Here is a 21,936-nt window from a genome sequence, read left to right as displayed (position 1 = left end):
GTTAACGGTGATTTTGGAATCAAATTTCACACAAAAATCAGGAGCTACCTTCCATTTTTTACACAGCTGCTCACCCATCACAGCTGACGGCGAATTAATGGTAATGCGCCCACAGCAAAAGCCCCCAGGTGATCAGCGCGATCGCGATGGCCAGCAGTACCGCCGCGGACCCCATATCTTTCGCACGCCCTGACAGTTCGTGGTGTTCCGGGCCAATACGGTCTACCACCGCCTCAATCGCGCTATTAATAATTTCGACTATCATCACTATCAGGACCGAGCCTATCAGCAGCACACGGGTGATAGCGTCAACGTCCAGCCAGCAGGCGATCGCCACGGCAATAATGGCGGCGACGCCTTCCTGACGAAAGGCGGCCTCATTTATCCATGCCGCACGGAACCCTTTCCAGGAATAACCTGCCGCTTTAATAATTCGGGTTAACCCAGTGGTATTATTGGCCATCAAAAGAACCTTTTTATGTAAATGACGTCAATGAGTGTACGCGTTTGCCGTGTGGCAACGGAAATTTTGCGCGCTTTCTGTTATTCTTGCCGCGCATTTGCATGATTAACCAGAGGCTTCACATCGTTTATGTCCGGCTGGCAACGAATTTACTATAAATTACTGAATTTACCATTACGGGTGCTGGTAAAAAGCAAGTCTATTCCCGCAGAACCTGCTCAGGAATTAGGGCTGGATACCTCGCGTCCTATTATGTATGTCCTGCCTTATAACTCGAAGGCAGACCTGCTGACGCTGCGCGCCCAGTGCCTCGAGCATGATTTACCAGACCCGCTCGAACCGCTGGAAATCGACGGCGCTCTGCTGCCGCGCTACGTCTTTATCCACGGCGGCCCGCGTGTTTTCACCTATTACACGCCGAAAGAAGAGTCCATCAAGCTGTTCCACGACTACCTGGACCTGCACCGTAACCATCCTGACCTGGACGTGCAAATGGTGCCGGTGTCGGTGATGTTCGGCCGCGCGCCAGGACGTGAGAAAGGCGAAGTGAACCCGCCGCTGCGTATGCTGAACGGCATTCAGAAGTTCTTCGCCGTGCTGTGGTTGGGACGTGACAGTTTTGTCCGCTTCTCCCCGCCGGTGTCGCTGCGCAGAATGGCTACTGAACACGGTACCGATAAAATTATCGCCCAGAAACTGGCGCGTGTCGCACGTATGCACTTCGCCCGTCAGCGTCTGGCGGCCGTCGGCCCGCGTCTGCCCGCGCGCCAGGACCTGTTCAACAAGCTGCTGGCCTCCAAAGCCATCGCCCGCGCGGTGGAAGATGAAGCGCGCAGCAAGAAAATCTCCCACGAGAAAGCACAGCAGAACGCCGTCGCGCTGATGGAAGAGATCGCGGCTAACTTCTCCTACGAGATGATTCGCCTGACCGACCGCGTGCTCGGGTTTACCTGGAACCGTCTGTATCAGGGGATCAATGTCCATAACGCCGAGCGCGTACGTCAACTGGCCCATGAAGGGCACGAAATTGTCTACGTGCCGTGCCACCGTAGCCATATGGACTATCTGCTGCTCTCCTACGTGCTCTATCACCAGGGTCTGGTGCCGCCGCATATCGCCGCCGGTATCAACCTGAACTTCTGGCCAGCTGGTCCGATTTTCCGTCGTGGTGGCGCCTTCTTTATTCGCCGTACCTTTAAGGGCAATAAGCTCTATTCCACGGTGTTCCGCGAATATCTCGGCGAGCTGTTCAGCCGCGGTTACTCCGTAGAGTACTTCGTGGAAGGCGGGCGTTCGCGTACCGGCCGTCTGCTGGATCCGAAGACCGGCACCCTGTCGATGACCATCCAGGCCATGCTGCGCGGCGGGACACGTCCGATTACGCTGGTGCCGATCTACATCGGCTACGAGCACGTCATGGAAGTGGGAACCTACGCCAAAGAGCTGCGCGGCGCGACCAAAGAAAAAGAGAGCCTGCCGCAGATGCTCCGTGGTCTGAGCAAGCTGCGTAACCTGGGTCAGGGCTATGTGAACTTCGGTGAACCGCTGCCGCTGATGACCTACCTGAACCAGCATGTTCCTGAATGGCGCGAATCCATCGACCCGATTGAGGCCGTGCGCCCATCGTGGCTGACGCCGACGGTGAACAACATTGCCTCCGATCTGATGGTGCGTATCAACAATGCCGGCGCGGCCAACGCCATGAACCTGTGCTGCACCGCGCTGCTGGCTTCGCGTCAGCGTTCACTGACCCGCGAACAGCTGACACAACAGCTGGAATGCTACCTCGATCTGCTGCGTAACGTCCCGTACTCCCCGGACGCGACCACGCCGGCGGCGACCGCCAGTGAGCTTATCGATCACGCGCTGAAGATGAACAAGTTCGAAGTCGAGAAAGACACCATCGGCGACATCATCATTCTGCCGCGCGAACAAGCAGTGCTGATGACCTACTACCGCAACAACATCGCGCATATGCTGATGCTGCCGTCACTGCTGGCGGCGATTATCACTCAGCATCGTCGCATCAGCCGTGCGGAAGTGCTGCGTCATGTTGAGATGTTCTATCCGCTGCTGAAGGCTGAACTGTTCCTGCGCTGGGAGAAATCCAAGCTGGCGGGCGTGCTTGATGCGCTGACGGCGGAAATGCAGCGTCAGGGGCTGATTGTCCTGAAAGACGATGAGATCAGTATCAACCCGTCTCACTCTCGTTCCCTGCAGCTGCTGGCCGCCGGCGCGCGTGAAACGCTCCAGCGTTATGCTATTACCTTCTGGCTGCTGAGCGCGAACCCGTCGATCAACCGCAGTTCGCTGGAGAAAGAAAGCCGGACCGTGGCGCAACGTCTGTCGGTACTGCACGGTATCAACGCACCGGAGTTCTTCGATAAAGCGGTATTCAGCACGCTGGTGCTGACGCTGCGTGACGAAGGCTATATCAGTGATACCGGTGATGCCGAGCCGGAAGAAACGCTGAAGGTCTACCAGATGCTGGCAGCGCTGATTACGTCGGACGTGCGTTTGACGATTGAAAGCGTTACCCAGGATGATGCGTAACGATTAAGCGTGGATGTTCCCTTCCCGGCTGGCGCTTCGCCTGGCCGGGCTTACCGCTGATGTGGTAGCCCGGCGCCGGGAAAATCCTATGCCAGATAGCTCATTGCCAGCCCAAGAAACAGCACCAGCCCAACATAGTTATTGTTCAGAAACGCTTTGAAGCAGCCGTCGCGTTCGCGCCGGGCAATCAGCTTCTGCTGCCAGAAAAACAGCCCTGCGGCGATAAACAGCGACCAGTAAAACTCCCACTGCAGCCCGTTCAGCCAGCCGACAGCGGCCATCAATACCAGCACGCCAATCTGCAAAATTCCGATAATAAGGCGGTCATGTTCACCAAACAGAATCGCCGTCGATTTAATGCCGATCTTGAGGTCATCGTCTCTGTCGACCATCGCGTACTGGGTGTCATAAGCCACGGCCCACAGAATATTGGCGAGGAACATCAGCCAGCAGCTCAGCGGCAACGCTTCGCTGACCGCCGAGAAGGCCATCGGGATGGACCAGCCGAACGCGGCTCCCAGCACCACCTGTGGCAGATGGGTGTAGCGCTTCATAAACGGATACACCCACGCCAGCGCCAGTCCTGCCACCGACAGCAGAATGGTCATGGTGTTTAAGGTCAGTACCAGCAGAAATGACAGCAGCACCAGCACAGCAAACAGTACCCGGGCCTCTTTTTCCGAGACATCGCCGCTGGGCAGCGGACGGTGGGCGGTGCGCTTAACGTGACCATCAAATTTGCGGTCGGCATAGTCGTTTACCACGCAGCCAGCGGCGCGCATCAGCCAGACGCCGGCGACAAAAACGGCCAGGATCCACAAAGGCGGGATCCCCGGCGTGGCGACCCACAACGCCCACAGCGTCGGCCACAGCAGCAGCAGCGCGCCAATCGGTTTGTCAGTACGCATCAGGCGATGAAACGCCAACAACTTGTTCTGCGTCAGACTCCACTCCATTTTCTCTTCCTCTTAATACAACGGCGACGCCGGCAGAAAAAGCTCGGTCAGCAGCAGCGGTTTGCCGCTCAGACGCAGGCGGGAACGACGCCCCCATAGCTCTGCATAACGCCCAATTTCAATAAAATCACGAGTTAATGTCGATGATGTGAACAGATAACGCCCCAGCGGCGTCTGGCCGAGCTGCTGTAAGGCCAGCTCGGGGCCGCACAGCGTCGACTCTGGCACAATGGTCCGCCCGGCTAGCCAGGGTTCGCCATCGGCACAAAGGATAATTTCCCGCAGCCAGTAGCGCGCCTCATCGGGCAACAGCGCCTCTTCACCCACTAGCGCCTCACGCCCGATGAAACCTTCGTTAACCATGCTCACACTGACTTTTTTCCCCTGCTGCTCAAAGCGTTTGGTCATTGAGTCTTCCAGCAGCAGCCAGTCGCGCAGATGCGGTTCCAGCGGGGGCATAGCGGCAAAATAGCGCAACGCACGCAATTGCGTAAGCGCAGGATGTGACATGCCTGATTCTCCGTTACAGAACGTAGCCGCATTGTATCGCAGAATAGGGCATTCGGGGCGGGCAAAGCGTCAAGATACGATCATCGGCGTAACAGCCATGCAACAGCAGCCACTACGCGATAAAAAAAGGTGCGCCCAGGCGGGCGCACCTAAAGGCTGTGCCTAAACATCAGCATTGTGGGGAGACGATCACCCCTTGCCTTTTACACTGCTGATAAAGGTGGAACGCGCTGATTTCGAGCCAAGACGCTCGGCTTCGTTCATCAATTTGAGGGCTTTATCGATATCACCTTTCGCAACAGCCTGTTTGATGCCGTTGTTAAAGTAAGTTTCGGTGTCGTCCAGCATCGGCTCGCTCTTCGCGGCTGGTGCGGCAACTGGCGCAACCACCGGTGCTACCGCTGGTGCGGCTGCCGGGGCGCTATAGACTGGCGCCGCTGTATTTCCTACGGTCACCGGGCCTGGGCCAGAGGAACCAAACAGCGGGCCAACCAGCACGCTGGAGCCAGAAGAGGTTTTCACCTTCAGGCTGACGGTACCGTCGGTTACGTGTCTGGCGATCGGATCCGGAATATCCGGTACCGCATTGCCGGTACCTTTAGCGTAGGCTTTCGCCGGATCGATTAATTTGGTGGTTTGCTGCAGGTCCTGCGGGGTGGTAAAGACCAGCACATAAATTTTCTGTTGTCCCAGCGCCGGCGTCAGACGCATCACCCCTTCCAGACGGTCGGAGCTCATGACACCCGGTTCAAGATAGGTGAAGTAGCTGCTGGGAAAGAATGCCGATGGGGTTAAATTCTGGTCAAGAATCAGGACGTTCGGTGCAAACACGCTGGTTTGCTTATTCACTTCGCTGGTTAACGTAATATTCAGCTCACCGATATTCGCCGGCACACTATAGGCAGCAACCGGGCCGGAAATACCAGGGACATTCAGCGGTTGTCCGGCAATGGCGAGCTTGGTGGTTTGTGTTTTTGATTGATCGACCGGGGTCCAGGTTAACTGCTGTAACGCGGAGGCCGGAATCGACGGCGCGGCAGAGGTGTTCTGCGGCACGAAATTGACATCAGCAAAACTGACTGCGGGTACGCTGGCAAGCAGGCCGGCGGACAGGCAGAGGGCAACGAGACTTTTCTTCATTTTCATTGTTATCACCTCAATTCCGATGGCCGAGCGGTAGCCAGGCAATAGCCCGCTGGGCCGAAAACAGAGGGGCTTACGCCCCTCTTTTTGGTCACTACAGGTTGGTTTCGATTACCACCAGATTTCCATCTGGGCACCGAAGGTCCACTCGTCGCTGTCGCCACGGCTGTAGGTTGTTGTGCTGGTGTCGTTGTACGCTACACCGTTGTCATAACCCCATTTCTCATCCCACTTGGCGTAGGTTGCGAACAGACGGATAGCCGGACGGGACCAGATGCTGTCGCCTGCCTGCCACTGTTGCGCCAGGGTCACTTTGTACTGGCTGTTACGATCGCCGGTACGCTGAGATTTGACGTTGTCGTAGCCGATTTCCATCAGGGTGCTCATGATCGGCGTCCATTTGTACATAGGACGTACACCGACGGTCCACCACTGGGTACCGTTGTTGTTGTCACGGTCGATATCCTGATACATACCGACGTACATCAGATCCCAATCGTCAGCCAGGGAAACCGCACCGTGGTCCAGCACACGCCACATGGAGCCATCGTTATCGATGCTGCCGCCCTGCGGAATACCTTTACCGTTGGAGGTCATAGCATCTGTTGCGTACTGCAGCACAAACTTGTTGTAGCCTTTCAGCATGCTTTGCGTGTGTTCAGCAGTCAGCATCCAGCCATCTTTCGAGGCGTCCGGCTGCAGGTAGTAGTCGTCTGGAATGTTGGTGTGACCGTAGTCAACACCCAGCTCCAGAGTACCGCCCGGGTTGATTTCCATACCGGCTAAACGCACGTCGAAGACGTCGTTCGGTACGATATTGTCGTAAATACGGTTACCCTGCGCATCACGATCTGCGAAGGTCGCGGAGCCGCCGGATTCAGAAGAACGGGTTGCTGCCAGGGAGAGTTTACCGAAGCCGACGTCAATGTTTTCAATACCAGCACCAGGACCAGAGATATCCCAGTAGTAGAAGTCGATCATGTGAACGTCATGACGCTGGTAGAAGCGCTTACCGGCCCAGATGGTGGAACCTGGCAGCCAGTCGATCAGGTTTTTACCCTGCACGTTGGCTTCACGGAATGCCGGGCTGGTGGATTCCCAGTCGTTTTGCTGCGATACGGAGTAGGCAACGTTAGTATCGAAGTAGAAGCTCTTATCACCTTCTTTCCATACTTCCTGGCCCAGTTTTAATTCCGCATAGGTTTCACATTCGTTACCCAGACGGTATTTACTTTGAGCACCGGTTGCCTGGAAGCACTGCTGTTCGCCGCCGCTACCGGTCCAACCGATACCAGAACGAGCATAACCGTGGAAATCGACAGCCAGCGCCTGAGCAGACATAACGCCTGCCGCGACGGCTACCGCCAGTGGAAGTTTGCGCAGAGTAATCATCATTCTATCTCCTGAGATCATTGCTTTTCTTTGAACACTTTGCCCATCGTGTTGCCGCGTAGTGGCAGCGCTCTGGGTTCGTGCTTTTTTTTAATGGGAAGCCTTACACGCCCGGCTCTTTATGCAACCGACGACACGCCGTACCATCCTCACGGAATAAATGGCAGCGCTCTGGTGGCAAACCGATAGCGAATGTGGCTCCCTCTTTTACCAACACCACGTCATTCTGGCGGTACACCAGGTTCTGACGGATGGCGGGGATCTGGATATGAATTTGTGTTTCGTGACCAAGCTGCTCAACCACCTGGACCACCCCTTCGAGGGTCACGTCGGCGATATCGCTGGGCAACAGATGTTCCGGACGGATACCTAAGGACATATTGGCGCCAACCTGCACGTGGGCGCTGTCCACCGGTAACCAGACTTGCTGACGGTTCGGCAGTTCTACCTGAACCTGTTCAATGGCGGTGGCGGTGACTTTCACCGGCAGGAAGTTCATCTTTGGCGAACCGATAAAGCCCGCAACAAAGCGATCGGCCGGGTAGTGATACAGCTCCAGCGGTTTCCCGACCTGGGCGACGCGACCGGCATCCAGCACCACAATCTTGTCCGCGAGGGTCATCGCTTCAACCTGATCGTGGGTAACGTAAATCATCGTGCGCTCAAGGCGCTTATGCAGACGGGAAATTTCGATACGCATCTGCACACGCAGTGCGGCATCAAGGTTAGAGAGCGGTTCGTCGAGCAGGAATACGCGCGGCTCGGCGACCAGGGTACGCCCGATTGCCACACGTTGACGCTGGCCACCGGACAACGCTTTTGGCTTACGCTCCAGCAGATGTGCCAGCTGCAGCACTTCAGCCACCTGAGTCACTCGTTGGTTAATCAGATCTTTTTTGGCACCGGCCAGCTTCAGGCCGAAAGACATGTTTTCCGCGACGGAAAGATGGGGGTAAAGCGCATAGGACTGGAACACCATTCCGATACCGCGTTCAGCGGGCGGGATGTCGTTCATTCGCGTATCGCCGATAAATAAATCACCGCTGGTTATGGTTTCCAGCCCGGCAATCATACGCAGCAGAGTGGATTTGCCGCAGCCCGATGGCCCGACAAACACCACGAACTCCCCTTCCTGGATGTCGAGATTAATATCTTTCGATACCACCACGTCACCCCAGGCTTTCGTTATATTTCGCAGCTGTACGCTCGCCATCCCCATCTCCCTTCGTTACAACCTGTCACTAAACGACATATTCAAGATGGGTTGACTATGCGGCATTCATTAATTGGGTGAATCCTCCACCCCTGCCTTTTTTATGGGGGAGGAGGCGGGAGGATGAGAGATTACCCCTCGCGGCAAGGGTGGGCCGGGCAAAGTCATTTTCGTGATGAAGGTTGCAAAAATGGCCGTGTTTTTATGTGCTCCAGGACCCATTACTGGCATTTCTGCAAGCCAGATCACACAAACCGCGGGTGGGGCGTAGACATAGGGAGGATGGAAAGGGGTTGTTAAAAAAGGAAACTCATCACCGTTAAGCCACCTAAGTGTATCCACGAGCACATCACCAAAAAGGACTGGTATATGAAAATCAAAACCGGCGCTCGCATCATCGCATTGTCTGCACTGACGACGATGATGTTTTCCGCCTCTGCCCTCGCCAAAATTGAAGAAGGTAAGCTGGTTATCTGGATTAACGGCGATAAAGGCTATAACGGTCTCGCCGAAGTGGGTAAGAAGTTTGAGAAAGACACCGGCATTAAGGTTTCCATCGAACACCCGGATAAGCTGGAAGAGAAATTCCCGCAGGTTGCCGCGACCGGCGACGGCCCGGACATCATCTTCTGGGCACATGACCGTTTCGGTGGCTATGCACAATCCGGCCTGCTGGCTGAGATCTCCCCGGACAAAGCTTTCCAGGACAAACTCTATCCGTTCACCTGGGACGCCGTACGCTATAACGGCAAACTGATCGCTTACCCAATCGCGGTTGAAGCGCTGTCGCTGATTTACAACAAAGATCTGGTCCCGAACCCACCGAAAACCTGGGAAGAAATTCCGGCGCTGGATAAAGAACTGAAAGCGAAAGGTAAGAGCGCGCTGATGTTCAACCTGCAAGAACCGTACTTCACCTGGCCGCTGATTGCTGCTGACGGTGGCTATGCGTTCAAATTTGAAAACGGCAAATATGACGTCAAAAACGTCGGCGTGGACAGCGCAGGTGCGAAAGCCGGTCTGACCTTCCTGGTTGACCTCATCAAGAACAAACACATGAACGCCGATACCGATTACTCCATCGCTGAAGCGGCCTTTAACAAAGGCGATACCGCGATGACCATCAACGGTCCGTGGGCGTGGTCGAACATCGATAAGAGCAAGGTTAACTACGGCGTGACTCTGCTGCCAACCTTCAAAGGCAAGCCGTCTAAACCGTTCGTTGGCGTACTGAGCGCCGGTATCAACGCCGCTAGCCCAAACAAAGAGCTGGCGAAAGAGTTCCTCGAAAACTACCTGCTGACCGACCAGGGTCTGGATGAAGTGAACAAGGACAAACCGCTGGGCGCAGTAGCACTGAAATCCTTCCAGGAAAAACTGGAAAAAGATCCGCGTATCGCTGCCACCATGGCGAACGCCCAGAAAGGCGAAATCATGCCGAACATCCCGCAGATGTCCGCCTTCTGGTATGCCGTACGCACTGCCGTTATCAACGCAGCTAGCGGTCGTCAGACTGTTGATGCCGCGCTGAAAGATGCACAGTCTCGTATCACCAAGTAATACGGTTTCCCTTATTTCTTAGGAAATACGGTTTATTGAATACGTTGTTACACGAAATCCTTCGCGCGACATCGCGGCGGTAAGGATGCAAATCCCCAGGAGCTTACATGAGTAAGTGACTGGGGGGCGCATCCGCAGCCAACAACGAGGTAGCGCGAAGGATAAAGTGTAAAGAGGATGATCCCCATGGATGTCGTGAAAAAGAAACACTGGTGGCAAAGCCCGCAGCTGACATGGTCTGTGATTGGCTTGCTGTGCCTGCTGGTGGGTTACCTTATCGTTTTGATGTATGCCCAGGGGGAGTACCTGTTTGCCATACTGACGCTGATTTTAAGCTCTGCTGGCCTGTATATTTTCACCAACCGTAAGGCCTACGCCTGGCGTTATGTTTACCCTGGCCTTGCCGGAATGGGGCTGTTCGTCCTGTTCCCACTGATTTGTACCATTGCCATCGCTTTCACTAACTACAGCAGCACCAACCAGCTGACCTTTGAGCGTGCCCAGCAGGTGCTGATGGACCGCTCCTTCCAGGCCGGTAAATCCTACAACTTCGCGCTTTACCCAGCGGGAGATGAGTGGAAACTGGCGCTGACCGACGGTGAAAGTGGCAAAAACTATCTGTCCGATGCCTTTAAATTCGGCGGCGAACAGAAGCTGGCTTTAAAAGAGGCTGACGCCCTGCCGGAAGGCGAACACGCGACGCTGCGTGTGATTACGCAAAACCGTACCGCCCTGAACCAACTGACCGCCGTGCTGCCAGACGACAGCAAAGTGATCATGAGTTCCCTGCGTCAGTTCTCCGGTACCCAGCCGCTGTATGCCCTGGCGAACGACGGTACCCTGACCAATAACCAGAGCGGCGTCAAATACCGTCCGAATAACGACGTCGGCTTCTATCAATCGATCAATGCCGACGGCAGCTGGGGTGCAGAGAAACTCAGCCCGGGCTACACCGTAAGCATCGGCTGGGATAACTTCACGCGCGTCTTTACCGATGAAGGGATCCAGAAACCGTTCTTCGCCATCTTCGTCTGGACCGTGGTCTTCTCGGTACTGACCGTGATTCTGACCGTGGCGGTCGGCATGATCCTCGCCTGCCTCGTCCAGTGGGAATCACTGAAGGGCAAAGCGGTCTACCGTGTCCTGCTGATTCTGCCTTATGCCGTACCGTCGTTTATCTCGATTCTGATTTTCAAAGGGTTGTTCAACCAGAGTTTTGGTGAGATCAACATGATGCTCAGTGCGCTATTCGGCATCAAACCAGCCTGGTTCAGCGACCCGACCACGGCACGGACGATGATCATTATCGTCAATACCTGGCTGGGCTATCCGTACATGATGATTCTGTGCATGGGCCTGCTGAAAGCGATCCCTGACGACCTGTATGAAGCCTCGGCGATGGACGGCGCGGGCCCGTTCCAGAACTTCTTTAAGATTACGCTGCCGCTGCTGATCAAGCCGCTTACGCCGCTGATGATCGCCAGCTTCGCCTTTAACTTTAACAACTTCGTCCTGATTCAGCTGTTGACCAACGGTGGTCCGGACCGCCTCGGCACCACCACACCGGCCGGCTATACCGACCTGCTGGTGAGCTATACCTACCGCATCGCCTTTGAGGGCGGCGGGGGTCAGGACTTCGGTCTGGCGGCTGCTATCGCCACGCTGATCTTCCTGCTGGTGGGCGTGCTGGCGATTGTGAACCTGAAAGCCACACGAATGAAATTTGATTAACTGGAATAGCCAGACGTCATGGGCTTGCCAGCCCAACACTGGCAAGCCAAATAGCCTGGATCGGCGTTAAGGAGTAGAAAATATTATGGCTATGGTACAACCCAAATCTCAGAAGCTGCGTCTGTTCACCACGCACCTCCTGCTACTGATTTTTATCGCGGCGATCATGTTCCCGCTGCTGATGGTTATCGCTATCTCCCTGCGCGAAGGTAACTTCGCCACCGGTAGCTTAATCCCGGATCAGATCTCCTGGGAGCACTGGCGGCTGGCGCTGGGCTTTAGCGTCGAACACGCTGACGGTCGCGTCACTCCGCCACCTTTCCCGGTTCTGCTGTGGCTGTGGAACTCGATAAAAGTGGCTGGTATCACCGCCATCGGGATCGTTGCACTCTCCACCACCTGCGCCTATGCCTTCGCCCGTATGCGCTTCCCGGGCAAAGCTACGCTGCTCAAAGGGATGCTGATTTTCCAGATGTTCCCTGCGGTACTGTCGCTGGTGGCGTTATACGCGTTGTTTGACCGTCTCGGCCAATATATCCCGTTTGTCGGCCTGAATACCCACGGCGGCGTGATCTTCGCCTATATGGGCGGTATCGCACTGCACGTCTGGACCATTAAAGGCTACTTCGAAACCATCGATGGCTCGCTGGAAGAAGCGGCCGCGCTGGATGGTGCAACACCGTGGCAGGCTTTCCGTCTGGTGCTGCTGCCGCTGTCGGTACCGATTCTGGCGGTGGTGTTTATTCTGTCGTTCATCGCTGCGATTACCGAAGTGCCGGTGGCCTCGCTGCTGCTGCGTGACGTCAACAGCTACACCCTGGCGGTCGGTATGCAACAGTATCTCAACCCGCAGAACTATCTGTGGGGCGACTTTGCCGCCGCGGCGGTGCTCTCCGCCATCCCGATTACCGTGGTCTTCCTGCTGGCACAGCGCTGGTTGGTTAATGGCCTGACGGCGGGTGGAGTGAAAGGTTAAGTTTCATCGTTATTGACCCTGAGAAATCATGGGTTACCCGCCCCAAATTTCAGAGGGGATGGACTGAGGTACACGACCCCAACCGGGTGCAGCAGTCCATCTCCCCCTGAAAAAGTAAGGCAAATGCCACTGCAATCCTCAACTGGACCCTACATAAATTCAATTTTGTGACTGTTGGTCAGCGGCCCTGGAGGCCGCTTTTTTTTATTCGCGTTTCAGCCGGTTGGAGTTACACAGCCACAGCGTAATCACCAGTATCAGGATCGCGCCGGAATAGATCAGCACCGCCATCGGCGACTCATGATCGACAATGATTAAACGCACAATCGCGGTGATGCCGATATAGACAAAATAGCGCAGCGGAAAGTGAAAGCCCGACTCAAAGTATTTCACAATCAGCGCGATAAACTCGAAATAGAGAAAATAGACCACCAGCCCTTCAACCAGCTTGTACTTGCTGACCGGCTCCGGGGTAAACAGCACGTGTGCCAGATGAAAGGTTTCTTTCCCCAGAAACACCACCAGAATGACGCCCAGACACAACAGCGCCAGATTCAGCACCGCCTGCATGGCAGTGGCAATAAAGCTCACCAACGGACGATAGACCGACGGCATAGGTACACCTCTTCATTATCATTTCTTGTGACCTGTATAACGCAAAAATGTGACCCAGATCGACATTATTCGTTAACTTTTTGCCACCGTCGGCGTAGATGTAACAATCACTTGCCAGACTGGCGGGTTAAAAAGGAAACAACCATGCTGAAAATCCGTACTGCACAACCGGAAGATGCGGCGTTGCTCAACGAAATGGGTAATGCCAGCTATCGCCACCACTTTGCTCACCTCTGGCATAGCACCGACGAGATGGAACACTACCTGCAACAAGAGTACTCCCTGCCCTCGCTGGAATGCAGTCTGGCCGATGCGCAGTGCTGCTGGTTGATTGCTGAAGCCGCACGCCCGATTGGCTTTGCGAAATACGCGTGCCGCCAGGAATTCAACCCCGACGGGCCGTCCGGTACGCTGCTGCATAAGCTCTATCTGCTGCCTGGCGCAACGGGGCACCGCTACGGCGAGCAGGTTTTTAACGCCGTCGAAACACGGGCAAAAGAGGCCGGTGAAAGCTGGTTATGGCTGGAGGTGCTCGCCGCGAATACCAACGCCCGTCGTTTTTATGAACGTCAGGGGATGCAGCACCTAAAAGATGTCGTATTTAATTCCGCCACCCAGCAGAGCATCTTACATATTCTGGCCAAACCGATCTGAGAGGCAGCATGCACACCCTTCGTGAAACCGGCATCCGCAACGTCACCAGCGGCGAGAACGTGACTATCTACCAGCCCGCCAACCTCTATGACTGCGAACTGGGCGACAACGTCTTTGTCGGCCCGTTCGTCGAAATTCAGGGCAATACGCGCATCGGCGCCGACAGCAAAATCCAGTCCCATACCTTTATCTGCGAGTACGTGACGATCGGTGAACGGTGCTTTATCGGCCACGGCGTGATGTTTGCCAATGATATGTTTCGTGACGGACGTCCCGACGCCAACCGGGAAAGCTGGGGGCGGATTACCATCGGTAACGATGTCGCTATCGGCAGCGGCGCGGCGATTCTGGCAGTCAGTATTTGTGACGGGGCGGTGATAGGTGCGGGGAGCGTGGTGACAAAATCCATCACCGAAAAAGGGGTGTGGGCGGGTAATCCGGCAAAGCTGCTGCGGAAGCTATAACAAAAATGCCGGCCACGTGGGCCGGCATGGCGATCCGTTGTCGCTATTATGCGCGCCAGGATTTATAACGGTTGATCAGGCCATTGGTAGAGCTGTCGTGGCTGCTGATTTCGTCATCCGCTTTCAGCTCTGGCAGGATACGGTTAGCCAGCTGTTTACCCAGCTCAACGCCCCACTGGTCAAAGGTGAAGATGTTCAGAATCACACCCTGAGTGAAGATCTTGTGCTCATACAGCGCAATCAACGCGCCCAGGCTGAACGGCGTGATTTCACGCAGCAGGATGGAGTTGGTCGGGCGGTTGCCTTCAAACACCTTGAACGGCACCACGTGATCGAGGGTCGCCGGATCTTTACCCTGGTCGCGATATTCTTGCTCAACCACATCACGGGATTTACCGAACGCCAGCGCTTCGGTCTGCGCGAAGAAGTTAGACAGCAGCTTCGGATGGTGATCGGAAAGTGGGTTATGGGTAATGGCTGGCGCGATGAAATCGCACGGTACCATTTTGGTGCCCTGGTGGATCAGCTGGTAGAACGCGTGCTGACCATTGGTGCCCGGCTCACCCCAGATAATCGGGCCAGTCTGGTAATCCACGGCGTTACCGTTACGGTCAACGTATTTGCCGTTGGATTCCATGTTGCCCTGCTGGAAGTAGGCGGCAAAGCGGTGCATATACTGGTCATACGGCAGAATCGCTTCGGTCTCTGCACCAAAGAAGTTGTTGTACCAGATACCGATCAGCGCCAGCAGCACCGGCAGGTTTTTCTCCGGGGCAGTGGTGGAGAAGTGCTTATCCATGGCGTGCGCACCGGACAGCAGCTCAACGAAGTTATCGAAGCCCACGGACAGGATGATGGACAGACCAATCGCTGACCACAGCGAGTAGCGACCGCCAACCCAATCCCAGAACTCAAACATGTTGGCGGTGTCGATCCCGAACTCGCCTACCGCTTTGCCGTTAGTCGACAGCGCCGCGAAGTGTTTCGCCACGTGTTTTTCATCACCGGCAGTGCTCAGGAACCAGTCGCGCGCGCTGTGGGCGTTGGTCATGGTTTCCTGAGTGGTGAAGGTTTTAGAGGCTACCAGGAACAGCGTGGTTTCTGGGTTCACGCCTTTCAGCACTTCCGCAATATGGGTGCCATCGACGTTAGACACAAAGTGCATGTTCAGGTGATTTTTGTACGGGCGCAGCGCTTCGGTCACCATGAACGGGCCGAGGTCGGAGCCGCCGATACCGATGTTTACGACGTCGGTGATCGCCTTACCGGTATAGCCTTTCCAGCTGCCGGAGATAATGGCTTCGGAGAAGGTTTTCATCTTCTCCAGCACCGCGTTCACTTCCGGCATCACATCTTTGCCATCAACGATGATCGGAGTATTGCTACGGTTACGCAGCGCGACGTGCAGCACCGCACGGTCTTCGGTACGGTTGATTTTCTCGCCAGAGAACATGGATTTGATGGCGCCCGCCAGATCGGTCTCTTTTGCCAGATCCTGCAGCTTTGCCAGCGTCTCTTCGGTGATGCGGTTTTTGGAAAAATCCACCAGCATCAAATCGTCGAACGTCGCGGAAAACTTAGAGAAACGGTCGCTATCCTGGGCGAAAAGCTCGCTGATAGTGACGTCTTTCATTGCATCAAAATGTGTCTGTAATGCCTGCCAGGCAGCGGTCTGCGTTGGGTTGATGTTTTTCATTAGCAATACTCTTCTGATTTGAGAATTTTGACTGCGGTCGATTGTAGCGCCGGCGGCAAAAAATTGTGATGATTTTTGTGTTATGCCGATGATCTGCGCCATGAACAGGGTTACATTGTGGTAAAAAGCCTCTACCAGTATATACCCGTCATACTTCAAGTTGCCTGGGTGTTGGCTGCATCCGTTCACCCCAGGAGCTTACTTCAGTAAGCTCCTGGGGTGAACGGCCTTGCCGCCTACAAGCAACTCGAATTATTTTGGGTATTGCCATCATAAGGCTTTTTTCTGTTAATCGCCGGTGCATGAAAAATCCGCATAACCACAGCGTTGACATACCTGCCCTGAAGCCTTTATATAGCTGCACAGCTTGCATCATTGCAGGTATGTATTGCTCGCGCATTTCACGCTACAGCGAAAGGGTATTGCGGGGGGAGCCTTCACTGGCGCTCCCGGCAAAGTGAAAGACGTCGGTAATTGCCAGAAGAGGTGCGTTGCCCAGGTAGCCGTATTGGAGGAACCAGTCCGGGGAAAATACGTGAGGGGGAGCAACGCCGAGGTGAAAAAGCGTCTGGTACGCTGCTCGCCGGCCACAGGGGCTGAATCCCCTGGGTTGTCACCAGAAACGTTCGCAGTCGGGCGTTTCATACTCAGGAACTAACGCAACGCGTTGGGGAATGGGTCTACAAGGTGGAGCACTTCTGGGTGACATCGTAGCTGTTTTTTGCTCTGCGCCCACCCTGTTTATCGCTCTTCCCTTGTGCCATGGCTGAATAATTTGGCCTGGCTTATTAAGACATTTTATTACTGTAAGTTTGAGTCCAGCCCAAACCCACTCAGGAATCGTTTTAATAAGTCAGGCCCCCTGACACGAGGTTGTTATGACAGATTTAGTTGTAGCCAAATTCGGCGGCACCAGCGTTGCCGATTTCGATGCTATGAACCGCAGCGTTGACGTTGCGCGACTCGATGAAAACACGGGCGTAGTGGTGCTGTCTGCCTCTGCGGGAGTGACCAATCTTCTGGTGGCGTTGGCTGAAGGGCTGGAACCCACCGCGCGTTTTGAAAAACTCGATTCCCTGCGCCAGATCCAATTCAATATCCTGGAGCGCCTGCGCTATCCCAACGTAATTCGCGAAGAGATTGAGCGCCTGCTGGAAAATATCACCAGCCTGGCAGAAGCCGCCGCGCTGGCAAGCTCCACCGCCCTGACCGATGAACTGGTCAGCCATGGCGAACTGATGTCTACCCTGCTGTTTGTCGAAATCCTCCGCGAGCGTGGAATTGCCGCGCAGTGGTTCGACGTGCGTAAAATTATGCGTACCAACGATCGCTTTGGTCGCGCCGAGCCGGATATTGCCGCCCTCGCCGAACTGACCCAACTGCAGCTGACCCCGCGTCTGGCAGAAGGCCTGGTGGTCACCCAGGGCTTTATCGGGAGCGAAGCAAAGGGCCGGACCACGACGCTGGGCCGCGGTGGCAGCGACTATACCGCCGCCCTGCTAGGTGAAGCACTGAACGCCAGCCGCGTGGATATCTGGACCGATGTCCCGGGCATCTACACCACCGACCCGCGCGTTGCGCCGGCGGCCAAACGTATTGACGTTATCGCCTTTGCCGAAGCCGCCGAGATGGCCACCTTCGGAGCAAAAGTGCTCCATCCTGCCACTTTACTGCCTGCGGTACGTAGCGATATTCCGGTCTTCGTCGGCTCCAGTAAAGAACCTACCGCCGGCGGTACGCTGGTGTGCAATAAAACCGAAAACCCGCCGCTGTTCCGGGCGCTGGCCCTGCGCCGTCGCCAGACGCTGCTGACGCTGCACAGCCTGAATATGCTGCACTCCCGCGGCTTCCTCGCGGAAGTGTTCGGGATCCTCGCGCGCCACAATATCTCCGTGGATCTGATCACCACGTCTGAAGTGAGCATCGCGCTGACCATGGATACCACCGGCTCAACGTCCGCCACCGATACCCTGTTAACCCAGGCGCTGCTGACCGAACTCTCCTCCCTGTGCCGGGTGGAAGTCGAGCAGGATCTGGCGCTGGTGGCGTTGATCGGTAACGATCTTTCCCGTGCCTGCGGCGTGGGCAAAGAGGTCTTTGGCGTGCTCGAGCCGTTCAATATTCGTATGATTTGCTACGGCGCATCCAGCCATAACCTCTGCTTCCTGGTTCCTGGCGCCGATGCCGAGAAAGTCGTGCAGAAGCTTCATCATAATTTGTTTGAATAATATCCCTTAGCACGATAAATATTACCTATAGCCGGGCTCGCACCCGGCTTTTTTATAACTATATCAACACAACATCCCTCATCGTTCAGGCTGCTGGCCGACGTGGCGCCCACGCAGGCACCACAGACGCACGCCCGGCATGAGGAGTCAATCGCAAGGAAAACACCATGCTCGCTATTCTGACGAGGCTGTTCCCGCTCTGGGCGCTGCTGCTCTCCGTTCTGGCCTATTACACCCCATCAACCTTTACGCCCATCGGTCCCTGGGTGACGACGCTGCTGATGCTCATTATGTTCGGGATGGGTGTGCACCTTAAACTCGACGATTTTAAACGCGTGCTGTCACGCCCGGCGCCGGTTGCCGCCGGGATCTTCCTGCATTATCTGGTGATGCCGCTCGCGGCCTGGGCACTGGCGCTGCTGTTCCATATGCCGCCGGAGCTTTCCGCTGGCATGGTGCTGGTCGGCAGCGTCGCCAGCGGGACGGCTTCAAACGTGATGATCTACCTGGCAAAAGGTGATGTGGCGCTGTCGGTCACCATTTCGTCCGTCTCGACGTTGGTTGGGGTAGTCGCCACCCCGCTGTTAACGCGGCTGTATGTGGATGCTCATATTCAGGTGGATGTGATGGGGATGCTGCTGAGCATTCTGCAAATTGTGGTGATCCCGATTGCGCTGGGACTGGTCATTCACCATACGTTGCCAAAAGTGGTGCGCGCGGTTGAGCCTTTCCTGCCCGCCTTCTCGATGGTCTGTATTCTGGCGATTATCAGCGCCGTGGTTGCCGGCTCCGCTTCCCATATCGCCTCTGTTGGTCTGGTGGTGATTGTCGCGGTGATCCTGCATAACGCCATCGGCCTGCTCGGCGGCTACTGGGGTGGGCGGTTGTTTGGTTTTGACGAGTCAACCTGCCGCACGCTGGCGATTGAAGTGGGGATGCAGAACTCTGGCCTGGCTGCCGCGCTGGGCAAAATCTACTTCGGCCCGCTTGCTGCACTGCCTGGGGCGCTGTTCTCGGTCTGGCACAATCTGTCCGGTTCCCTGCTGGCAGGCTACTGGTCCGGAAAACCCACCGCTAAATCAGAGCGTAAACGCTAAGTCGCCATGACGCGGGAGACGGATGAACGCGCTGTCCGTCGGCCCGCGATTGCCGTACACTAAATTATCGGCTGACTGAGGGTTCTACTATGGCACTTCCCCGCATTACGCAACAAGATATGACCGAACGTGAGCAGCGTGAGCTAAAAACGCTGCTGGACCGGGCGAGAATTGCGCACGGCCGCCTGCTGACTAACGCAGAAACCAACGCCGTCAAAAAAGAGTACATCGATAAACTGATGGTACTGCGTGAAGCAGAAGCGAAAAAGGCCCGCCAGCTGAAGAAAAAGCAGGCCTACAAACCCGATAGCGACGCGTCGTTCTCATGGTCGGCAAACACGCCGACCCGCGGCAGACGTTAACGCCCTTTCTTCTTACGCCCCGGCTGAGTAAAACGTTTACCGTTTGATGCCGGGCGCCCTTTCTCGTTACTTTTCTCAGCCTTGACCACCGGACGCTTGATCCCGGCCGTTTTCGGTTTGGCTTTCGGCTTCGCCTTCGGTTGCGCCTCGGACGACGAGTTCTCAATCAGCTTAAACAGCGCCACCAGCTCATCATCCGTCAGGTCACGCCACTCACCCAGCGGCAGTCCCGACAGCCCGATATTCATAATACGCGTCCGTTCAAGTTTCGTGACTTCATAGCCAAAATGTTCGCACATCCGGCGAATCTGACGGTTTAGCCCCTGCACCAGGGTAATGCGGAACACGAACGGTGCTTCTTTTTTGACTTTACACTTCTTCGTCACCGTCCCGAGGATCGGCACACCGGCCCCCATGCCGCGAATAAAGTCGTCGGTCACCGGCTTATCGACCGTCACCAGATACTCTTTTTCATGATCGTTGCCGGCGCGCAGGATCTTATTCACCAGATCGCCGTGGTTGGTGAGGAAGATCAGTCCCTGGGAGTCTTTGTCCAGGCGGCCGATAGGAAAAACGCGCTTGCTGTGATTGACGAAGTCAACAATGTTGTCGCGCTCGCTGTCTTCCGTCGTGCTGACAATACCGATCGGCTTATTCAACGCGATGAACACCAGATCTTCAGCCTCGCGCGGTTCGATCAGCTGACCGTTAACCTTCACGACGTCGCCAGGATTAACCTGATCGCCGATGGTCGCTCGCTTGCCATTAATGAAAACATTGCCTTGCTCAATGTAGCGATCCGCCTCGCGACGCGAGCAGATGCCGCTTTCACTGATGTATTTATTAAGTCGGGTTGATGAGTCGGGCAGCATAACGTCTCCTGAGACACTTCATCCTTCAAGTTGTCACTGTGTTGGCTCCGCTCACTCATTCCACATAGATTGCTATGCTGCCGGAGTGCGCTCTCTTGCCGCCTTGATAAAACTTGAATGCTTTGATGTATGACGGGCATAAAACGTGGAATATACCTCAACCTGCGGACAATCAAAAACAGTCACGTCAGCATCAAGCGCCGATAAATGTGATCTCCCACCTCTTTCTACACAAAAGTGTCCATTCACAGACCGTGCAACTTTGCCCGGTGAACATAAGCAGAATCAATCCATTAGCGCATCACGCACAGAAGTGCCATCTCATGAGGGGATCAAGATCAAATGTGCAAAACAAACCACCACCTCATCCTAATGAAATGGTGGAATATTTCTTTGTAGTCGGCCTGTGATGGGGTTATATCAGATCAAGAGAGCAAGAATGTCATTTGCACAAATGTGCAGGAGCCCGAAGATGGCGATCGAAAACAGCGATGATATCCGCTTAATAGTGAAAGTTGCCCAGCTCTATTACGAGCAGGACATGACCCAGGCGCAGATTGCGCGCGAGCTGGGTATTTACCGCACCACCATCAGCCGCCTGCTGAAGCGCGGACGCGAGCAGGGTATTGTCACCATCGCCATCAACTACGACTACAACGAAAACCTGTGGCTGGAGCAGCAGCTGAAGCAGAAGTTCGGTCTTAAAGAAGCCGTGGTGGCCTCATGCAGCTCTTTACAGGAAGAGGACCAGCTCAGCACCATCGGTCAGCACGGGGCACACCTGGTGGATCGCCTGCTTGAGCCCGGCGATATCATCGGTTTTTCCTGGGGACGGGCGGTACGGGCGCTGGTGGAAACCCTGCCTCAGGCAAGCCAGTCGCGGCAGGTGATCTGCGTGCCGATCATCGGCGGCCCTTCGGGAAAACTGGAGAGTCGATATCATGTGAATACGCTGACCTACGGCGCCGCTGCCCGGCTGAAAGCCGAATCGCACCTGGCTGACTTCCCGGCGCTGCTGGAGAACACCCTGATCCGCAACGGCATTATGCAGTCTCAGCACTTTAAAACCATTTCATCCTACTGGGAGAACCTCGACGTGGCTCTGGTAGGGATCGGTTCCCCGGCGATCCGCGATGGCGCCAACTGGCACGCCTTTTACGGCAGCGAAGAGAGCGATGACCTTAACGTACGCCAGGTCGCTGGAGATATTTGTTCACGCTTTTACGATATCAACGGCAACGCCGTTGAGACCACGATGAATGAAAAAACGTTATCCATCGATATTGCCCGATTAAAACAGGTACGTTATTCCGTAGGTATTGCCATCGGAGAAGAAAAATACACGGGTATTATTGGTGCATTACGCGGTGGCTATATTAACTGTCTGGTGACTAATCGAGAAACTGCAGAGCTATTACTGAAATAAAAATCGTTTTCTGTTAACGCAGCTG

At 55.3% G+C, this 21,936-nt stretch carries 19 protein-coding genes and 1 riboswitch; of the genes, 10 read left to right on the top strand and 9 right to left on the bottom strand.

The window, feature by feature from the left end; genetic code table 11:
* Positions 1–94: 94 nt before the first annotated feature.
* Positions 95–463: a diacylglycerol kinase gene (locus tag ACMYSO_RS15435; protein WP_434586794.1), complete on the bottom strand. Its 369-nt coding sequence runs from the start codon at positions 461–463 to the stop codon at positions 95–97.
* Between the two features lie 129 nt (positions 464–592).
* On the opposite strand from ACMYSO_RS15435, the gene plsB reads away from it, so the two are divergent.
* Complete coding sequence (plsB, locus tag ACMYSO_RS15430; protein ID WP_434665698.1) at positions 593–3,016, top strand: glycerol-3-phosphate 1-O-acyltransferase PlsB; 2,424 nt, start codon at positions 593–595, stop codon at positions 3,014–3,016.
* An 86-nt stretch (positions 3,017–3,102) separates the two neighbouring features.
* Here plsB and ubiA read toward each other — a convergent pair whose 3' ends face one another.
* The 5 genes from ubiA to malK all read right to left on the bottom strand — a co-directional run bounded on the left by ubiA (position 3,103) and on the right by malK (position 8,230).
* Positions 3,103–3,972: a 4-hydroxybenzoate octaprenyltransferase gene (gene ubiA / locus ACMYSO_RS15425; protein ID WP_434665697.1), complete on the bottom strand. Its 870-nt coding sequence runs from the start codon at positions 3,970–3,972 to the stop codon at positions 3,103–3,105.
* A 12-nt stretch (positions 3,973–3,984) separates the two neighbouring features.
* Complete coding sequence (gene ubiC / locus ACMYSO_RS15420) at positions 3,985–4,482, bottom strand: chorismate lyase (RefSeq protein ID WP_434665694.1); 498 nt, start codon at positions 4,480–4,482, stop codon at positions 3,985–3,987.
* 189 nt (positions 4,483–4,671) lie between these two features.
* Entirely contained in the window at positions 4,672–5,628 is a 957-nt protein-coding gene (gene malM, locus ACMYSO_RS15415) for a maltose operon protein MalM (RefSeq protein ID WP_123757734.1), read from the bottom strand.
* A 108-nt stretch (positions 5,629–5,736) separates the two neighbouring features.
* Positions 5,737–7,020, bottom strand: a complete 1,284-nt coding sequence (locus tag ACMYSO_RS15410; RefSeq protein WP_434665692.1) for a maltoporin — start codon at positions 7,018–7,020, stop codon at positions 5,737–5,739.
* 100 nt (positions 7,021–7,120) lie between these two features.
* Positions 7,121–8,230 carry a maltose/maltodextrin ABC transporter ATP-binding protein MalK gene (malK, locus tag ACMYSO_RS15405; RefSeq protein WP_123757732.1) on the bottom strand — a complete coding sequence of 370 codons (1,110 nt, stop codon included), beginning with the start codon at positions 8,228–8,230 and terminating at the stop codon, positions 7,121–7,123.
* A gap of 369 nt (positions 8,231–8,599) precedes the next feature.
* On the opposite strand from malK, the gene malE reads away from it, so the two are divergent.
* From malE to malG, 3 genes are all read left to right on the top strand, one after another.
* A complete protein-coding gene (gene malE, locus ACMYSO_RS15400; protein ID WP_434665690.1) occupies positions 8,600–9,790 on the top strand; it encodes a maltose/maltodextrin ABC transporter substrate-binding protein MalE in 1,191 nt (396 codons plus the stop codon).
* Between the two features lie 186 nt (positions 9,791–9,976).
* Positions 9,977–11,521 carry a maltose ABC transporter permease MalF gene (gene malF, locus ACMYSO_RS15395; RefSeq protein WP_434665687.1) on the top strand — a complete coding sequence of 515 codons (1,545 nt, stop codon included), beginning with the start codon at positions 9,977–9,979 and terminating at the stop codon, positions 11,519–11,521.
* Positions 11,522–11,606: 85 nt separating this feature from the next.
* Positions 11,607–12,497 carry a maltose ABC transporter permease MalG gene (gene malG, locus ACMYSO_RS15390; RefSeq protein ID WP_434665684.1) on the top strand — a complete coding sequence of 297 codons (891 nt, stop codon included), beginning with the start codon at positions 11,607–11,609 and terminating at the stop codon, positions 12,495–12,497.
* Between the two features lie 204 nt (positions 12,498–12,701).
* Here malG and psiE read toward each other — a convergent pair whose 3' ends face one another.
* Positions 12,702–13,112, bottom strand: a complete 411-nt coding sequence (gene psiE / locus ACMYSO_RS15385) for a phosphate-starvation-inducible protein PsiE (RefSeq protein WP_434586803.1) — start codon at positions 13,110–13,112, stop codon at positions 12,702–12,704.
* Positions 13,113–13,256: 144 nt separating this feature from the next.
* On the opposite strand from psiE, the gene ACMYSO_RS15380 reads away from it, so the two are divergent.
* Both ACMYSO_RS15380 and ACMYSO_RS15375 read left to right on the top strand, forming a co-directional pair.
* Positions 13,257–13,766: a GNAT family N-acetyltransferase gene (locus ACMYSO_RS15380; RefSeq protein WP_434665681.1), complete on the top strand. Its 510-nt coding sequence runs from the start codon at positions 13,257–13,259 to the stop codon at positions 13,764–13,766.
* An 8-nt stretch (positions 13,767–13,774) separates the two neighbouring features.
* On the top strand, positions 13,775–14,230 hold the full coding sequence (locus tag ACMYSO_RS15375) for an acyltransferase (RefSeq protein WP_434586807.1): 456 nt from the start codon (positions 13,775–13,777) through the stop codon (positions 14,228–14,230).
* Positions 14,231–14,276: 46 nt separating this feature from the next.
* Here the strand turns inward: ACMYSO_RS15375 and pgi are convergent, their stop codons facing one another.
* Positions 14,277–15,926, bottom strand: a complete 1,650-nt coding sequence (gene pgi, locus ACMYSO_RS15370) for a glucose-6-phosphate isomerase (RefSeq protein WP_434665678.1) — start codon at positions 15,924–15,926, stop codon at positions 14,277–14,279.
* 473 nt (positions 15,927–16,399) lie between these two features.
* A riboswitch (Lysine riboswitch) is annotated at positions 16,400–16,632 on the top strand.
* A gap of 172 nt (positions 16,633–16,804) precedes the next feature.
* On the opposite strand from pgi, the gene lysC reads away from it, so the two are divergent.
* The 3 genes from lysC to ACMYSO_RS15355 all read left to right on the top strand — a co-directional run bounded on the left by lysC (position 16,805) and on the right by ACMYSO_RS15355 (position 19,613).
* A complete protein-coding gene (lysC, locus tag ACMYSO_RS15365; RefSeq protein ID WP_434665675.1) occupies positions 16,805–18,154 on the top strand; it encodes a lysine-sensitive aspartokinase 3 in 1,350 nt (449 codons plus the stop codon).
* Between the two features lie 167 nt (positions 18,155–18,321).
* Positions 18,322–19,251 carry a ketopantoate/pantoate/pantothenate transporter PanS gene (panS, locus tag ACMYSO_RS15360; protein ID WP_123757724.1) on the top strand — a complete coding sequence of 310 codons (930 nt, stop codon included), beginning with the start codon at positions 18,322–18,324 and terminating at the stop codon, positions 19,249–19,251.
* Between the two features lie 89 nt (positions 19,252–19,340).
* Complete coding sequence (locus ACMYSO_RS15355; RefSeq protein ID WP_123757723.1) at positions 19,341–19,613, top strand: DUF3811 domain-containing protein; 273 nt, start codon at positions 19,341–19,343, stop codon at positions 19,611–19,613.
* Here the strand turns inward: ACMYSO_RS15355 and rluF are convergent.
* Positions 19,610–20,485: a 23S rRNA pseudouridine(2604) synthase RluF gene (gene rluF / locus ACMYSO_RS15350; RefSeq protein ID WP_123757722.1), complete on the bottom strand. Its 876-nt coding sequence runs from the start codon at positions 20,483–20,485 to the stop codon at positions 19,610–19,612. The genes ACMYSO_RS15355 and rluF overlap by 4 nt on opposite strands.
* Before the next feature lie 472 nt (positions 20,486–20,957).
* Here rluF and ACMYSO_RS15345 point away from each other — a divergent pair, with 472 nt between their 5' ends.
* A complete protein-coding gene (locus ACMYSO_RS15345) occupies positions 20,958–21,911 on the top strand; it encodes a sugar-binding transcriptional regulator (protein WP_434665672.1) in 954 nt (317 codons plus the stop codon).
* Positions 21,912–21,936: the final 25 nt, after the last annotated feature.

It is taken from the genome of Klebsiella sp. B345, from assembly GCF_051131735.1.
Lineage (GTDB): Bacteria > Pseudomonadota > Gammaproteobacteria > Enterobacterales > Enterobacteriaceae > Klebsiella.
The sequence above is the reverse complement of the archived record's forward strand: the minus strand, read 5'-3'. Positions and strand labels throughout refer to the sequence as shown.

Coding starts and splice junctions, on each gene's coding strand:
- ACMYSO_RS15435 (WP_434586794.1), bottom strand. CDS start 463: ATGGCCAATAATACCACTGGGTTAACCCGAATTATTAAAGCGGCAGGT.
- plsB (WP_434665698.1), top strand. CDS start 593: ATGTCCGGCTGGCAACGAATTTACTATAAATTACTGAATTTACCATTA.
- ubiA (WP_434665697.1), bottom strand. CDS start 3,972: ATGGAGTGGAGTCTGACGCAGAACAAGTTGTTGGCGTTTCATCGCCTG.
- ubiC (WP_434665694.1), bottom strand. CDS start 4,482: ATGTCACATCCTGCGCTTACGCAATTGCGTGCGTTGCGCTATTTTGCC.
- malM (WP_123757734.1), bottom strand. CDS start 5,628: ATGAAAATGAAGAAAAGTCTCGTTGCCCTCTGCCTGTCCGCCGGCCTG.
- ACMYSO_RS15410 (WP_434665692.1), bottom strand. CDS start 7,020: ATGATGATTACTCTGCGCAAACTTCCACTGGCGGTAGCCGTCGCGGCA.
- malK (WP_123757732.1), bottom strand. CDS start 8,230: ATGGCGAGCGTACAGCTGCGAAATATAACGAAAGCCTGGGGTGACGTG.
- malE (WP_434665690.1), top strand. CDS start 8,600: ATGAAAATCAAAACCGGCGCTCGCATCATCGCATTGTCTGCACTGACG.
- malF (WP_434665687.1), top strand. CDS start 9,977: ATGGATGTCGTGAAAAAGAAACACTGGTGGCAAAGCCCGCAGCTGACA.
- malG (WP_434665684.1), top strand. CDS start 11,607: ATGGCTATGGTACAACCCAAATCTCAGAAGCTGCGTCTGTTCACCACG.
- psiE (WP_434586803.1), bottom strand. CDS start 13,112: ATGCCGTCGGTCTATCGTCCGTTGGTGAGCTTTATTGCCACTGCCATG.
- ACMYSO_RS15380 (WP_434665681.1), top strand. CDS start 13,257: ATGCTGAAAATCCGTACTGCACAACCGGAAGATGCGGCGTTGCTCAAC.
- ACMYSO_RS15375 (WP_434586807.1), top strand. CDS start 13,775: ATGCACACCCTTCGTGAAACCGGCATCCGCAACGTCACCAGCGGCGAG.
- pgi (WP_434665678.1), bottom strand. CDS start 15,926: ATGAAAAACATCAACCCAACGCAGACCGCTGCCTGGCAGGCATTACAG.
- lysC (WP_434665675.1), top strand. CDS start 16,805: ATGACAGATTTAGTTGTAGCCAAATTCGGCGGCACCAGCGTTGCCGAT.
- panS (WP_123757724.1), top strand. CDS start 18,322: ATGCTCGCTATTCTGACGAGGCTGTTCCCGCTCTGGGCGCTGCTGCTC.
- ACMYSO_RS15355 (WP_123757723.1), top strand. CDS start 19,341: ATGGCACTTCCCCGCATTACGCAACAAGATATGACCGAACGTGAGCAG.
- rluF (WP_123757722.1), bottom strand. CDS start 20,485: ATGCTGCCCGACTCATCAACCCGACTTAATAAATACATCAGTGAAAGC.
- ACMYSO_RS15345 (WP_434665672.1), top strand. CDS start 20,958: ATGGCGATCGAAAACAGCGATGATATCCGCTTAATAGTGAAAGTTGCC.